The organism is Paenibacillus sp. PK3_47 (assembly GCF_023520895.1).
Taxonomy (GTDB): domain Bacteria; phylum Bacillota; class Bacilli; order Paenibacillales; family Paenibacillaceae; genus Paenibacillus_AQ.
The window spans coordinates 1,778,070-1,793,779 of the sequence record NZ_CP026029.1 but is presented as its reverse complement, the minus strand read 5'-3'; the positions used below and the strand labels follow the sequence as shown (position 1 = coordinate 1,793,779).

General features: G+C 51.7%; 13 protein-coding genes. 9 read left to right on the top strand and 4 right to left on the bottom strand.

The features are described 5' to 3' along the window. Positions 1-449: 449 nt before the first annotated feature. Positions 450-1,370 (bottom strand): aldo/keto reductase, encoded by a 921-nt coding sequence (locus tag C2I18_RS08040; protein WP_249900729.1) that lies wholly within the window; start codon positions 1,368-1,370, stop codon positions 450-452. A 153-nt stretch (positions 1,371-1,523) separates the two neighbouring features. Between C2I18_RS08040 and C2I18_RS08035 the strand changes: the two genes are divergently transcribed. Further along, positions 1,524-1,904 (top strand): MerR family transcriptional regulator, encoded by a 381-nt coding sequence (locus tag C2I18_RS08035; protein WP_249900728.1) that lies wholly within the window; start codon positions 1,524-1,526, stop codon positions 1,902-1,904. Positions 1,905-2,055: 151 nt separating this feature from the next. Here C2I18_RS08035 and C2I18_RS08030 read toward each other — a convergent pair whose 3' ends face one another. Beyond that, complete coding sequence (locus C2I18_RS08030; RefSeq protein WP_249900727.1) at positions 2,056-2,949, bottom strand: helix-turn-helix transcriptional regulator; 894 nt, start codon at positions 2,947-2,949, stop codon at positions 2,056-2,058. A 164-nt stretch (positions 2,950-3,113) separates the two neighbouring features. Between C2I18_RS08030 and C2I18_RS08025 the strand changes: the two genes are divergently transcribed. Next, positions 3,114-4,487, top strand: a complete 1,374-nt coding sequence (locus tag C2I18_RS08025) for an MATE family efflux transporter (protein ID WP_249900726.1) — start codon at positions 3,114-3,116, stop codon at positions 4,485-4,487. Between the two features lie 108 nt (positions 4,488-4,595). On the opposite strand, the gene C2I18_RS08020 is transcribed toward C2I18_RS08025, so the two are convergent. Then, the gene (locus tag C2I18_RS08020) at positions 4,596-5,450 is read right to left on the bottom strand and encodes a P-loop NTPase family protein (protein WP_249900725.1); all 855 of its coding nucleotides are present in this window, start codon (positions 5,448-5,450) and stop codon (positions 4,596-4,598) included. Positions 5,451-5,475: 25 nt separating this feature from the next. Then, positions 5,476-6,231 (bottom strand): AraC family transcriptional regulator, encoded by a 756-nt coding sequence (locus C2I18_RS08015; RefSeq protein WP_249900724.1) that lies wholly within the window; start codon positions 6,229-6,231, stop codon positions 5,476-5,478. A gap of 356 nt (positions 6,232-6,587) precedes the next feature. Between C2I18_RS08015 and C2I18_RS08010 the strand changes: the two genes are divergently transcribed. From C2I18_RS08010 to C2I18_RS07980, 7 genes are all read left to right on the top strand, one after another. Continuing rightward, positions 6,588-7,706: a BMP family ABC transporter substrate-binding protein gene (locus C2I18_RS08010; RefSeq protein WP_249900723.1), complete on the top strand. Its 1,119-nt coding sequence runs from the start codon at positions 6,588-6,590 to the stop codon at positions 7,704-7,706. Between the two features lie 255 nt (positions 7,707-7,961). Further along, complete coding sequence (locus C2I18_RS08005) at positions 7,962-9,524, top strand: ABC transporter ATP-binding protein (RefSeq protein WP_249900722.1); 1,563 nt, start codon at positions 7,962-7,964, stop codon at positions 9,522-9,524. Then, complete coding sequence (locus C2I18_RS08000) at positions 9,517-10,569, top strand: ABC transporter permease (protein ID WP_249900721.1); 1,053 nt, start codon at positions 9,517-9,519, stop codon at positions 10,567-10,569. The genes C2I18_RS08005 and C2I18_RS08000 overlap by 8 nt, the downstream gene beginning before the upstream one ends. Further along, positions 10,566-11,504 carry an ABC transporter permease gene (locus C2I18_RS07995; protein ID WP_249900720.1) on the top strand — a complete coding sequence of 313 codons (939 nt, stop codon included), beginning with the start codon at positions 10,566-10,568 and terminating at the stop codon, positions 11,502-11,504. The genes C2I18_RS08000 and C2I18_RS07995 overlap by 4 nt, the downstream gene beginning before the upstream one ends. A gap of 75 nt (positions 11,505-11,579) precedes the next feature. Further along, on the top strand, positions 11,580-12,536 hold the full coding sequence (locus C2I18_RS07990; protein WP_249900719.1) for a nucleoside hydrolase: 957 nt from the start codon (positions 11,580-11,582) through the stop codon (positions 12,534-12,536). A gap of 2 nt (positions 12,537-12,538) precedes the next feature. Then, positions 12,539-13,939, top strand: coding sequence for an ADP-ribosylglycohydrolase family protein (locus C2I18_RS07985; protein WP_249900718.1), 1,401 nt, complete (start codon positions 12,539-12,541; stop codon positions 13,937-13,939). A 223-nt stretch (positions 13,940-14,162) separates the two neighbouring features. Continuing rightward, positions 14,163-15,695, top strand: coding sequence for a response regulator transcription factor (locus tag C2I18_RS07980; RefSeq protein ID WP_249900717.1), 1,533 nt, complete (start codon positions 14,163-14,165; stop codon positions 15,693-15,695). The last annotated feature ends 15 nt before the right edge of the window (positions 15,696-15,710 follow it).

Sequence of the window (15,710 nt, the reverse complement as noted above, 5' to 3'; positions counted from 1 at the left end):
AAAAAACGAATCCAGCACAGATAATAAATCATTAAACAGATGAACATTAACCCTATTAAAATGTTAACAGGCTGCTGCGAAATCTTTTGACCGAAAAGGATAGGCAGTGTAAAGCAGGTAACTTGGCCTGTTCGCTCCAATATAGTAAAGATTATGGGGGGAGGAGACTGATTGTCCGGAATGTTATGTGGGGGGAAAAATAATAAAAAAAGATTAGGCAGCAGAACCAACAGGGGCAAGATAAACCCCTTGAGGTGTAGACCCATATACAAACCCCCATCTATTTTCAGATAGCTATAAACTAATGAAGTGAATGAAAAATGTCAATGAAGTTTCTAATAAGCGGCGGTAGAGGACAAAAAATTGAAGGACTTACAGGTGTGGAAAAAAAGGGTACTCCATGAGCCATCAACGCCTCAGGAGTACCCTTGTTTATATAACCAGAATGATTAAGGAAGCTTATTGCCCGCTGCACGGTAAATTTCATACCATTCCTGACGGGTCAATGTAATGTCAGAAGCTTTGGCAATGTCGAGCAGGCGCTGAGTGTTGGTGGTTCCCACAATAGGCTGCATATGTGCAGGATGTCTGAGCAGCCAAGCGATGGCAATCGCGGTATCAGCGACACTTTTTTCCTCAGCCATACGGTTGATTACTTGGTTCAATTCAGGAAATTTATCGTTGCCCAGGAAGACCCCTTCAAAAAAGCCGTATTGGAATGGAGACCAAGGCTGAATCGTCATATCATGCAGACGGCTGTATTCCAGGATACCTCCATCATGGACAACTGAAGCAGAGTTCGTCATATTCACATTGAAGCCCGCATCAATCATGCCGGTAACCATAATGCTGAGCTGCAGCTGGTTGAAAAGAAGGGGCTGTTTTACATTTTTCTTCAGCAGTTCGATTTGCAGGGGATTCAGGTTGCTGACACCGAAGTGCTTGACCATCCCTTTTTGCTCCAGATATTCAAAGGCTTCAGCAACTTCCTCAGGCTCCATCAGAGTATCGGGACGGTGCAGCAGCAGCACATCTACATAATCTGTCTTCAGACGCTTCAGGCTGTTCTCTACAGACTGTACAATATGCTCCTTGGAGAAGTCGAAAAAGCCGTTGCGGATGCCGCATTTGGTCTGGATCATCACTTGGTCACGGAGCCCGGGACTAGCAGCCAGAACATCGCCGAACACTTCCTCAGCTTTGCCTGCAGCATAGATATCAGCATGATCGAAAAAATCTATTCCCGCCTCTACTGCACTATGGATGTGCACATCGGCCTCTTTGGAGGACAAATCGGCAATCCGCATACATCCCAGCGATATTTCAGCAACCTCAAGTGCGCCGTTGGCGACATTAATTCTTTTAACCATTCGAAATTCACTCCTCAGATGTAAGTATAGTCTAAAGTGTAGCCCTTAGAGTTAGGTGTAAGTCAACAGATTTTTAAAGCGCTTTTAATAGAGCGGAAATGGTGTTACCTTAGAGAAGGAACCGCAGCCACACAGGAGAAGGGAGCTTTTATTGTGGGATACAGCATAAAAACCATATCACAAAAAACCGGGCTAAGCCAATATACGCTGCGTTACTACGAACGGGAGGGTGTACTTCCGGTAGTATCGAGAGATGCACACGGCAACCGCTGCTTTCATGACGAGGATCTGGAGCTGCTCTCGCTGATCCGCTGCCTGAAGGATACGGGAATGCCGATTGCCGAGATCAAGCAGTTCGTTGCGCTGTCCAAGGAAGGTCTGGACACACTGCCCGAGCAGCGGAAGCTGCTCCAGGAGCATAAGGTTCAGATTGATGAAAAAATCAAGTTCTTCCAGAGCTTTGCGGAGAAGGTGGAGCATAAGATTGCTTATTTTGCTTCGCTGGAGAGAGAAGCGGACACAAAAGCTACCTAAAATAGGGTGAATACCGCAGGACACGCGGCGGAACCGCTGCAGCTGCAGCGGAAGAATTAGCCTTTATGGCGAATAGATTAAAACAGCCTCTGTACGACCGGAATATCCTCCGGTAATGCAGGGGCTGTTAGCGTATAGAGTGCTGGCGACTTTACGAAAAACGCTGCCGGTACTGCCGCGGGGATATGCCCTCCAGCTTCATGAAGCTGGAGCTGAAATAAGGAGCCTGATTGAAGCCAACCTCCTCAGCAATCCGCGAGATCGGGAAGCTGGTCTGCATCAGCAGCAGCTTGCTCTGCTCTATGCGGTAGCGCAGCAGATACTCCATAGGCGAGCAGCCGTACTCCCTGTTCATACAGCGGGCAATGTAGACCGGATGAAAGTTGAGGCTGTCCCCCAGCATGGCAGTAGTAATCTCCTCACGGTAATGGGACCGCAGGAAGGAAGCGGCCTGTCCGGCACATGCCTTGGATTGGGAAGCAGATCGTTCCGGGTTCATCGAGGCAGACAGCTGCTGGAGAATTTCCTGGAACAGCATCTGCTGCTTAAAGCGGACACTGTTCAGATGAGCAGTAGCTTTTAACTGTTCCAGCTGTGCCAGCAGCTCTTCCATACGTGCCGGCTGCAGCAGCGTGGTGTACTGGGGAATGGACTGAATGAATGTTCCCTGATGCGAGCATATCGGTGAAGACGTCTCGGCGGTCTCATCTTCGTCAGGAGTGATGTCTTCAGATGCGGCTGCTGGAGCGGAGGATTCGTGCCAGCCCCCAACAGTCTGGAAATGAAGCCAGTAGTAGGAGGTGTCTTCCCGGCAGTCCTCTGTGCCATAATGATGACAGTCCGGACGCAGAATTAGTGCTTCGCCTGCCCTGACCTCAAAGCTGCGGTCTTCTTCATTGATGTACAGGCAGCCTTCACGGACAACCAGCAGATCAAACCATTTAAAATGCTGGCGGTTCAAATGCCGGTAGCCCGGGCCGCAGTAATTGATTCCGCTGATAGTGTAATGAGGCACAGGCGGCATGGAGAAATTAAGCAGATGCATGCGGAGCATCCTCCTGAACTATGGTTTGATTAATGAAAGTTTAGGTTTCGATATTGCTACATTTCCCCGAGTATATCACCTATAATTTACTTCTAGCAAGGGAAGGTATATAGCCTTTTCAACCATCCTGCAAACCTAGTCATCTGAGAGGAGAAGTTCATTTAGTGAAACCTGGAAAAGGTAAATTCGGTTTATGGATGCTGGCCTGGCCGATTTTTATCGAGATTTTTCTGCAGACGCTGCTTGGTACGGTGGATACCATCATGGTCAGCCGGATTTCGGATGATGCTGTTGCAGTTGTAGGGATCTCCAACCAGCTGTTCAACGCGCTCATCACACTGTTTACTACCTTTGCGGGCGGAGCCGGTATTTTGATTGCGCAGCGTCTTGGATCCGGACGCCATGAAGATGCCCGCACAATAGCAATCATGGGGGTTTCAGTTAGCACCTTACTCGGTATTGCTGTCAGCATTATGATGTTTTTCTATTCTGATCCGATCGCACTCGCGCTGAATGTATCCGGAGATCTGCTTCCTCTTTCGCATATTTACTTGACCTATGTCGGGGGCGGGCTGTTTCTGGTAGGCATGTCTTCTTCGCTCAGCTCAGCGATCCGAAATACCGGTAATACCCGGGGGCCTATGTACACAGGTGTAGCTGTGAATGTAATTCATATCCTGCTGAATTATATTCTGATCTTCGGCATGTTCGGACTCCCGGAAATGGGACTCGGCGGTATTGCTCTATCTACTGTAATCAGCAGACTGCTTGGTGTAATAGTATTGTTGTATATGTTCTGCGGAGCGTTTGAGCGTAAAATCAGACTGCCTGACTTTAAAGCCTTTAACCAAAAGCTGTTTGGTGAAATTCTGCGGATCAGCTGGCCGCTGGGTTTGAACTCCTCGGCTTGGGTGCTGTCACAGCTGGCGATGTATTCGTTCATGGCTATGCTGGGAGCCAAGGAGCTCGCAGCAAGGACGTATTTAAATACGCTGGAATCATTCTGTTTCGCTCTGGGTTTTGCCCTTGCCATGGCAGGGCAGATTCAGATTGCCCATCTCTTCGGTGCCCGGCAGCTGGGTAATGTGTACCGGGGCGCCTACCGCACTCTTTATATCGGGCTGGCGATTGTCGGTGTCAATGTGCTGATCCTGTTCCTGTTTGGCAGAATCCTGCTTGGATTCTTAACCACAGATCAGGAGATTCTGTCGATAGGCATATCACTGCTTGCACTAAATCTGCTTCTGCAACCCTGTAAAATGCTCAACATGGCCATGGGCAACTCCCTCAATGCCATAGGCGATACCCGCTTTACGATGACCATCTCCATCCTCTCCATGTCGCTGGTAGGCGTAGGCGGCTCTTATCTGCTGGGGATTGAAGCGGGATGGGGGCTGACCGGTATTTACTGCAGCATGATTGCGGATGAGGCGTTAAGAGGCGTGCTCGTTCTGCTTCGCTGGCGCGGGCGGAAGGTACTGTATGCAGCAGAGGCAAAGGCTGCCAGTAACACAGCTGCAGAAGTCTACTCCAGCTGAAGGTGTAAGAGCTCAGATGAACAGCTTATGACGGGGAAAAGTAAAAAAGAGGCAGTCTCCTTTTGCATTTGGAGATGGCCTCTTTTTTTGCTGACACATTAATTGAAGTCATGGTGCTGAAGTGAAATACGCTGATACAATTCCCGCCAACACTTGCTTGTAACTGCTCAAGTCATATGAAGAGTTATTTACCTTAACCTTGGCCACTTCAAGACCGTTATATATCTCTTCCTCCAACCGGCTTCTGGCCTCCAGAACCTGCAGGGTGCCTTCTAACCCCTTACAGCCCCGGATTTTTCCATATCCCTGACTAGTATAATATTCTATAAATCCCTCCGACCAGGCTGCGGGCCTTTCCTTAACTGCCTTCCGGAAGGAATAATCCAGATCGTTCTGCTCCACGTAAATTAACAACGGATTCAGCTGCCGGACAACCGCCGCCAATTCTTCAACATAACTTACAACATCTTCTTTCCCGGCATCGTATTTAATCATCCCAACGGTTACCGGGTTTTGGATAAAGCAGCAATCAAAGATAAAGGTGTCCCGGCCGGCTGCAGCACTTTCTGTGAACTTCTTCCACCGCTCAGCGATCAGCTTGCGGTTCTGCTCCAGCGGCAGTTCATATATATCATTTTTGAAAATAGCCTCCATCAGTTCATCCGGAAAATCTGCCCCGTATTCATTTTTGATTTTGCGGTATTCGAGAAAGTAATGCTCACCCTGTCTCAAGGTATGGGCCAGCAAGAAATCTCTATACTGCTCATGGCTGCTCAATAAATTTCCGAATGAATGGGGCGTGAACCAGGCAACACCATCATAATCGGCAGGATGATCCAAATCTCCTTCTACATACAGCCGGGAATTAAGCTTCATATCCGTTAAAATGTCATGAACAAGCCTGGCTGTTGTTGATTTACCCGATCCTGGCAGTCCCTCTATTAAAATCAGCTTTGGTGTCATATTGAAAACCCTCCATTACGTCGTCTTAATTTACTTTGTTGCTGATCCGGAAGGTACGCGGTGAGAGGCCGATCTCTCTTTTGAACATATTGCAGAACTGGGCGTCATTCACGAACCCGGCGGTGGCGGATACTTCAGAAATAGGCATTTGGGTATGCAGAAGCAGGGACTTGGCATAATTTAGGCGCTTCAGCAAAAGATACCTGTGAGGTGAATGACCGAACCGCTCTTTGAATAAATGCCGGAACCGGTCGTAGCTGTAACCTGACATCTCGGAGAGCGAGGAGACCGACAGTTTATGACGGTAATGCTCATCCATATAGTTCAGCACATACTGCATCTGATCCTGTGCAGGGGATTGAAAGCCCGAGCCTCCCATCAGCCGCTGCAGATACACGGTAATCTCGCTCAGCTGCAGGTTCAGCAGTTCCGCGAAGCCGTCACGCTTGCGTTTGAACTCTTCATTCATCCGCCGCAGCGTCTGCAGCACCGTCTGTTCCTTGTCATCCTCAAAAACGCCGGACAATGTACCGATATTGGGATTCCCGCAGTGAAAGCCGATGAACAGCACCTCGGAGCGGGGCTGATGGTTCTCGTCATGCTTGAAATTGGGCGGAATCAGCGCAAAGGAATGGGGCCGGAAATGATAGCTGCGCTGGCCGATACTGCAGGTGCCGAGCCCGTGAATGTAGTAGACCAGTTCGAAGCATTCATGCTGGTGCGGCGGGATGTGGGTATTCGCTTCATGCTCCGCATTGACAATATATAGGACACGATCCATGATGATCCTCCGTATTTTTTATCTTTTAGCCAAATCATACAAAAAGATGACCGAAAGTATATAAATATTTGCTGCTGTATTTGTTATGATCGTATCAATTAAACGGAAGATTCGCAACCTGACTGGCCATCTCGTTCGGAAATTACCCCGTTTAAAGGGTTTCAAACCAATGTAACGTTTGCTTTTGAAAGTAATTTGCTTATATTCAGTAATTTTATGAAATTTCAGCAAAATGATGTATCCGCAGCTGTAACACAAATCGTGCAATTGGTCTTTTATGACATATCTCGGCGGTATACCAACTACAAACAACAGGGGTGTAACAGGAACAAATGAAAAAGAACATTCTAGCTTTATTGTTGCTCACGGTAATGGTCATTGTCACTGCATGCGGAAATAACACAGCAAGTAATGGAAACACAGCAAACACGGCAAACACGGGAAGTAATGCAGCTGGCGGGGAAGCCTCGGGGGACAAGCTGAAGGTTGTACTGCTGATTCCGGGGACGCTTGGAGATAAATCATTTTTTGATGCGGCCAACAACGGTCTGCAAAGAGTAAAAGATGAGCTTGGCGCAGAGACCAAGGTAGTGGAAATGGGTACAGACAAAACGAAATGGGAGCCTACCTTTAACGATATTGCCGCTGAAGACTGGGATGTAGTCATCTCGGGCGGATCGGAAATCACAGAAATGTTCAATATGACAGCTGAAGCAAATCCGGACAAAAAATTCATCAACTACGACACAGATATCGAAGACGCTCCGGCGAACATGTACAACATGTCTTATTCAACCAATGAAGTTTCCTTCCTGGCAGGTGCTGTAGCGGCACTGGCTACACAGTCTGATATGCCGAATGCCAATCCGGAGAATGTGATCGGGTTTGTCGGCGGGATGGATATTCCGGGAATCAATGCGTTCCTCGTAGGCTACATTCAAGGTGCGCAGTACGTGGATCCTGATGTAAAAGTTGCTGTATCTTATGCCGGCGATTTCGTGAACCCTGCCAAAGGTAAAGAATTGTCGCTGATCCAGTACAACTCGGGTGTGGATGTTATTTTCAACGTAGCGGGCGGAACGGGTCTTGGTATCTTTGATGCCGCAAAAGAAAAAACACAATATGCCATCGGCGTCGATTCTGACCAGGGCATGCTGCTGAAAGATACAGACAGTGAAAAAGCAAACCTTATCGTTACTTCTGCGATTAAGAAGATTGACAGTGCGATCCTCGGTGCAGTGACTAAGCTGCAGGACGGAACGCTTGAGATGGGCAAACGCGATGTGCTCGGCTTTGTGGAAGACGGCGTAGGCATTGCGGAGAACGGAATCTACAAAGAAGTATTCCCGGCAGATCTGCAGGCTAAGGTGGAAGAAGTGAAGCAGAAGCTGATCAGCAAAGAGATTACTGTAGACAACGCAATGGGTATGGAAACTTCGGAAGTGGAAGCGATCCGTAACGCAGTTAAACCTTAATGTTATTAAAAATAAAAATTATATAAGTTGAATTTTTTAGCCAAAGCTTAGAGCAGCGGAGGGGAATTTTGGAACTGTAGGAGCGAAGCGATCGCCTTTTTCTCCGGAAGTCCAAACATTTACCGGAGCAGCGATATAAGCCTGGAGTAAAATAGTTCAGCTTATATAAATCTCACGCAGTTGGAAGATCTTCTCCGGAAGTATTCCAGCTGCCTATTTTTTGCAGACCACCAAGTTGAAAGGCGTTGATGAACCATGCAAAACGCTCTGCTGGAAATGCGGGGAATCACCAAGGTATATCCAAATGGCGTCGTTGCGAATAAAGACGTTCATTTTTCCCTGCGCGAAGGAGAAATTCATGCGATTGCGGGAGAGAACGGGGCCGGCAAATCGACCCTGATGAAGATCATATTCGGGATGGAAGAGCCCAGTGACGGAGAGATCCTGATCAAAGGTGAAAAAGTGCGGCTGCAGAACCCGCAGGATGCAATTGACCGGGGGATTGGCATGGTGCATCAGCATTTCATGCTGGTGCCTTCCTTCACCGTAGCCGAGAATATGGTGCTGGGCATGGAGCCGCGTAAAGGCACCAGCTTCAACTATGCGGAAGCGGTGCGTCTGACAGAAGAGACCGCGCGCAAATACAATCTCGCTGTGAATGCCAGGGCAAAGGTAGAGGACCTGACTGTCGGTATGAAGCAGAAGGTAGAAATTCTGAAGGCGCTGGTACGGGGGGCCAAAATTCTGATCCTTGATGAGCCGACAGCGGTGCTGACGCCTCAGGAGACAGAGGAGCTATTCCATGAGCTGCAGGAGCTGAAAGGACAGGGGCACACCATTGTGTTCATCTCCCACAAGCTGAAGGAAGTGAAGGCGATCTGTGACCGGATTACCATTATGCGGGCCGGACGGAGCGAAGGGGTGTTCCAGACGCGCGACGTGAGCGAGCAGGAGATTTCACGGCTGATGGTAGGACGGGATGTCGTTCTGAAATATGACAAGGCTAAGGTATCCGGCGGGAAACCGGTACTGTCGGTCAACAAGCTTAATGTGCAGGACAGCCAGGGAAAAGCTTTGCTGTCTGATATCAGCTTTTCCGTGCGGGAAGGCCAGATTGTCGGGATTGCCGGCGTCGAGGGCAACGGCCAGAGCCAGCTGATCGAGGCGCTTACGGGCGGGCTTCACGGTGTAACCGCCAGCGGAGCTGTAAGTGTACAAGGGACCGATATCCGTGAAATGGATATTCTCGGCATCCGCAACCTGGGAGTATCCTATATCCCTGAGGACCGGATGCGCCAGGGGGCTGCCGGTGAGGCCAGCATTGCCGACAACCTGATCTCTACCCGTTACCGGACCAAAGAGATGAATAAAGGGCCGCTCCTGAACGGCTCCAAAATCGCGGCCCTTGCGGCCTCGCTGGTGGAGGAATTCAAGGTCCGCTGTTCAGGGCCGAAGCAGCAGATCGGGATGCTGTCCGGAGGGAACATGCAGAAGGTTGTCGTTGCCCGTGAATGCTCCACCGGACCGCAGCTGCTCATTGCCGAGCAGCCGACGCGCGGTGTAGATATCGGAGCAGCCCAGTTCATTCACCAGAAGCTGCTGGAGTTGCGTTCAGCGAACTGTGCGACACTGCTGCTCTCGGCCGATCTGAATGAAATTATGGAGCTGAGCGACAGTCTGATCGTCATGTATGAGGGCCAGATCGTGGCCTATTTCGAGGAGCCGTCTGCCGTGAGTGAAGAAGAGCTGGGGTTATATATGCTGGGGATTAACCGGCAGGACAAGGAACAGACCGGGAGGGCCATAACTCATGTTTAAAGTCAAATATTTTGAGGCGATCCGGACAACCGCGGTAATTCTGATTGCGCTGGTCATCGCCTTTATCATCATCTCGCTGGTCAGCGACCAGCCGTTGAAGACCATCGGTATTTTCCTGTGGGAGCCGATCTCCACTAAAGGGCATATCGGGAATGTCATTGAGATGGCCATTCCGCTCATGTTCACGGGGCTGGCGGTCTCCCTGCTGTTCCGGGCCAACATGTTCAACCTGGGAGCAGAAGGGATCTTCTATTTCTCGGGCGTGGTGACTTCCGTCCTGGCGATCCACCTGACGACACTGAACGGATGGCTGCATCCGGTGGTGGCGATTGCCGCAGGTTCCCTTGTGGGCGCCCTGCTGTCGGCCATCCCCGGGATTCTCAAGGCCAAATGGAATGCCAACGAGCTGGTAACGTCACTGATGTTCAACAACATCCTGTTCGGAATCGGACTCTATCTGCTTAATTATCATCTGCGTGATGCCAAAGCGTTCGCGAACGTCTCTTTTAAATTCCAGGAGACGGCGCAGCTGAGTAAAATTTTTACCGGCACACGTATCCATACCGGCCTTATTATCGTGCTTGCGCTGATTGTGCTGGCCCACCTGTTTCTCTACCACACCAAGTGGGGGTATGAAATCCGGATGACCGGGGTCAACCGCGAATTCGCCCGCTATTCGGGGATGAAGACAGCCAAGGTCATTATTCTTGTCCACCTGATCGCAGGGTTTATTGCCGGAATGGGCGGATCGGTGGAAGTGCTGGGCATGTATAACCGGTTCCAGTGGAGCTCGCTGCCGGGCTACGGCCTGGATGGCGCGTTGGTGGCCATGCTGGCCAAGAATAACCCGCTGTCTGTCATCGGTTCCGCCTTGTTCCTGGCCTATATCCGCATCGGTGCCGATATGATGGCCCGCTTGTCGGACGTGCCTTCCGAGATGATCTCGATCATTCAGGCTGTCATCATTCTGCTGATTTCAGCTGAACAGTTCCTGAAGTTCTGGAAGAACCGGATGCTGTTGAAGGAGGCGAAGGCAAGCGCATGAACAGTCTGCTGAATGTTATTTTTACGACCGACTTCGCCTTTTCGGTGCTGCGGGTTACGACACCTATTCTGTTCGCAGCGCTTGGGGCGCTGATCTCGAACCGTGCCGGCATCATCAACATCGGGATGGAAGGCATTATGCTCGTATCGGCCCTGGCCGGTGTCATTGTGAGTGCCTATACCCAAAGTGCCTGGGTCGGACTGCTGGGCGCCGTACTGTCAGGTACGCTCATTGCCGGGATATTGGCCTTCTTTACCTTGAAGTTCAAGACCCATATTATACTCGGCGGGGTAGCAATCAACATGTTCGCCTCGGGAGGAACGGTATTTATTCTGTACCTGCTCAGCGGGGATAAAGGTTCTTCGACCTCCCTGGCCAGCAAGGTGCTGCCGAATGTGCAGATTCCGCTGCTGAAGGATATTCCGGTGCTCGGGCCGATTTTCTCGGGACATCATATCCTGACTTATTTCTCCATACTGGCGGTCATCGTGGTCTACTATCTGCTGAACCGCACGCCGCTGGGTCTGCGTATCCGCTCTGTCGGCGAGAACCCGCATGCTGCGCAGTCGGTCGGTGTCAGTGTGGTCAAAATTCAATATACCGCGCTGCTGCTGAGCGGATTTTTTGCCAGCCTGGGCGGTGCATACATGTCGATGGGTTACCTCTCGCTCTTTACGCGCGATATGGTGGCCGGCCGGGGCTGGATTGCCATTGCCGCTGAATCGATGGGACGGAGTACAACAGTCGGAACGGCGCTTACTTCGCTCCTGTTCGGTGCCGCTGATGCGCTCTCCAATGCGCTGCAGGTGCTGAAGATTCCTGCCGAGCTGATTGCAACGCTGCCTTATGTCGCAACTGTCATCGGCCTGCTGATTTACGCGATCTCTGAGACACGGAAGAAGAACCGGAAGCTGAAAAGCCCGGCTGCCAAATAATACGAAATATGACTGAGTCCACTCTGGGGTGAAGTAACAGCTAACAACAGGTGAGAAGTAACGGAGGGGATTATTATGCCAAAACCAATTATAATTGACTGCGATCCGGGTCATGATGACGCGATTGCCATTCTGCTTGCACTGGCGCATCCGGAGCAGCTGGACATCCGGGGGATCACTACGGTAGGAGGCAACCAGATCCTGGACAAGATTACCGATAATGCCTTGAAGGTGCTGAGCTTTGTCGATGCTGATATTCCTGTAGCCAAAGGTGCGGTAGGGCCGCTGCTCGGCAAGCTGGTCACCGGCGAAGAAGCGCACGGGGAGTCCGGAATGGACGGCCCGTCTCTGCCGGCAAGCAAATTCAAGCCGGTAGAGCAGGGTGCTGTGGAGTTCATGCTGGACATTATCCGGGCTTCTGAGGAGAAGATTACACTGGTGCCGCTGGCGCCGCTGACGAATATTGCCCTGCTGATTACCGCTTACCCGGAGGTCAAGGACAGAATCGAGAAGATTTCCCTGATGGGCGGCGGGCTGGCATACGGAAATGTGACCCGCACTGCAGAATTTAATATTTATGTGGATCCGGAAGCGGCCCGCATTGTCTATGAATCCGGCATTCCGATTGTCATGAGCGGACTGGATGTGACGGATCAGGCGGCGATTTTTGAAGAAGAGATCCTTGAACTGAAGCAGCGCGGCCCGGTATCGGTTATGGTCGGGGAACTGCTGGACTTTTATTCAATATACGGCAAAAAGATGGGCTATGTCGGCAACGCGCTGCATGATCCCTGCGCTGTTGCCTGGCTGCTGAAGCCGGAGCTGTTCCGGTCGGAGCATCTGCATGTTACGGTGGAGACGGAAGGGAAGCTCACCCGGGGGATGACGGTTGCCGACCGGAGAAAGAAGCCGGATCAGGCGGCAAATACAGAAGTGCTGGTGGGTGTGGACAGGGAAGCATTTATGAAGCTGCTCTTTGATTCCCTCGCTGTTCTGGACCGTAAGCTGCTGCTTGCGGCCGGGGGGAACTGACGATGGCAGGCTGGGAGACGCTGCAGGAGACGGTAAGGCTGGAGCTGCTCCAGCGTGGCGAGGAAGGCTGCCGGACAGGCGGGATGCAGGAGAAGCTTGCCGCCGCAGGAACTGATGAAGGGAAGCTGATGGAGGTCTACCGGGAGCTGATGGCGCTTGAGGTGGCTGAGGATTTCCCATACAAAGAGCCATCCGGGCTCCGGGAGATCCGTGACCTGCGGCCGGAAGGTCCGCGCAGGCTTGCGGTCAACTTCACTCCTGAAGTGTGGAGAGACAAGTTCTACGGCGCCTGGCTGGGCAGAAGCGTCGGCTGTGCGCTGGGCAAACCGCTGGAATACTGGGATTATCTCTACGGCAAGGACGGCCGTCCGGGCTGGGAGAATATCGAGCTGTGGTTCCGCGGTGCGGATGCCTGGCCGATTAAAGGTTACACCCCGGGCAATTCGCGGGCAGAGGCGGAATACGGCCTCGGCTTAAGCGACTGGTCCTTCACAAGTACGCGTGAAACGATCCATTACATGGAGAGCGACGACGATATCCGCTACACGGTCCTCGGCCTGATGCTGCTGGAGCAGAAAGGGCTGAACTGGGATTCGTGGGATATCGGCAAGCTGTGGCATAAACACCTGACCTATGCCCAGGTCTGCACAGCCGAGACGCAGTCCTACATGAATTTTGCCCAAGAGACCTCACATCTGAATGGCGGCAAGCCGGCTGACTGGCTGCAGCGGCAGGAGCGGGTGCGGATGCACCTCAATCCGTACCGCGAGTGGATCGGCGCTGCAATCCGGGCCGACGGTCTGGCCTACGGGGCTGCAGGGCATCCGGAGCTTGCGGCGGAGCTGGGCTGGCGGGATGCCTCCTTCTCCCATGTGAAGAACGGGATTTACGGTGAAATGTTCAACGCTGCGATGATTTCCGCCGCTTTTGCCGGCCTGAGCAATGAGCGCATTCTGGAGATCGGCCTCAGTGAAATTCCAGCGACCAGCCGCCTTGCAGCTGATGTCAAGCAGGGGATAGAAATCGCCCGGCAGGCTGAAAGCGAGCGCGAGCTGGTCAGCACGCTGTGGGACAGGTTCAGCCATTATGATCCTGTGCATACGAATAATAACGCCGCGCTTGTTGCCGCTTCGCTCATTTATGGCGGGGATGACTTTGAGAAGGCGGTAGTAACCTCTGTCGCCTGCGGAATGGATACGGACTGCAACGGCGCTACTGTCGGCTCCATTATGGGAGCCAGACTCGGGGCTGCCGCGCTGCCGGCCAGCTGGACCGCTCCGCTGAATGATACGCTGTACGCGGATCTCCCCGGCTTCCATCCGATAGCGATTTCCGAATGTGCAGAACGGAGCTACCAGGTGTTCCTGAAAATCAGCGCGGAGCTTGAAGAACAGAATAAATAAGCCATAGCGGGATGTTTGCAGCTGATTAATAGCTGTGAACATCCTTTTTGGCGTTTTATAATGAGGAAGACGACGCAATTTCAGCTGCTTACAAACGGGACTGCAGCCGGAGATTAGCGCCAAGGAAATGATTCCCATTTAGCCCGGGATGTGATAGCATTCTAATAAGTCATTTTGACTTTCTTATCAGCAGCTTATAACAGGGAACGAAAGGAGCAGGTCCATGTTGAAAGTCGTGATTGTCGATGATGAGCCATGGGTGCTGGAGGGGCTCAGGACAATGGTTGATTGGAGCAGATTTCACTTTGAAATCTGCGGAGAAGCCCTTAACGGTCCGGATGCCCTCAAGCTGATCCAGGAACTGAAGCCGGATCTGGTCTTAACAGATATTAATATACCGGAAATGACCGGCCTGGAACTGATCGCCAAACTGAATGAAAGCATGGACAGGCCGCCGCGGTTTGTGATCTTAAGCGGTTATGACGACTTCCAATATGCCAGGGTTGCACTCCGCCAGAGGGTGGAGCAATATTTGCTGAAGCCCGTTGACGATGAAGAGATGGAAGAGCTTCTCGGAAGGCTGTCAGTAATCATCCAAAATGAAATCGCTTCCAATAATGAGCGCGGGAAAAAGCAGACATTTATCACCAATCACCTGATTAACCGCCTGATCCAGGGCGAGGCGGATGAGCAGCTGCAGCTTATGGCTTCCAGCCTGCTGCGGCTGCAGCCGGATGCGGAGCTGGTCTGTATTATGCTCGCCGCTTCTTCCGCAATCAATCTGGATGGCGAGCTGAACCGGTATTTTCCTGCAGAAGCCGCCTGCTCCTTTCAGGACGGAGCCGGAAGGGCGGGGATTATTGTACAGTCTGGGCCCATCACTCAGGAGAATCTGGCTGCGGCGGTGACCCAGCTGGCCCGGGAGCAGTCCGAACGGCTGCAGGTGCCGGTGATTGCCCTGGTCAGTGACCGGATGCACGGCGGCCAGTCCATACGCGAGCTGTACAACCAAACCCTGGAAGCCTGGAAGCTGAAATGCCATAAGGAGAAGGGCGGCGTTTTTTATTACTGTGACCTTAAGCGCACCGGGTCCGGGCAGAAACGGCCGGATGGCAGGGGCACCAATCTGCTGGAAACGGTTAAAGCGGGAGACCTGGAGCAAATCCGCTTTAGTGTTGAGGAGCTCTTTGCACGTTTTGCCGGGCAGCTGATGCCGGTAGAGGCTGTACAGGCACAAGCAGCACATCTGGAAATGACCCTCTGCAGGCTGATTACGGAGGCAAACGGGGACCCCGCCGTTGTCATGAACAGGCTGCAGGCTGCCTGCGGAAGTCTCGGCGAGCTTTCCAATTATTCCGGTCTCAGCCATTATATGCTTACGCTGTGCACGCAGTCGGCAGCCTATCTGGCGGAGCTCCGCAGGCATAACGAGGGAAATACCATTTTTAATGTCATCCAGTACGTGGATCTTGAATTCCGCAGTAAGCTGCAGCTTCAGGAGCTGGCCCGGAAATTTCATATGAACTCCGCCTATCTGGGCCAGCTGTTCCGCAAAGAGACCGGCCGCAGCTTCAGCGAATATGTGAATGAGAAACGGATTGAAGAGGCCAAGGGGCTCCTGAAGCGGACCCAGCTGAAAATATCGGATATCGCACTGCAGGTCGGATTTTCGAATACGGATTATTTTATCGACAAGTTTAAGGCTGTGGTGGGGGTCGTTCCTTCCGCGTATAAGAATTCGCATAACTGCAAGTAGCATGGAGAAAGCCAG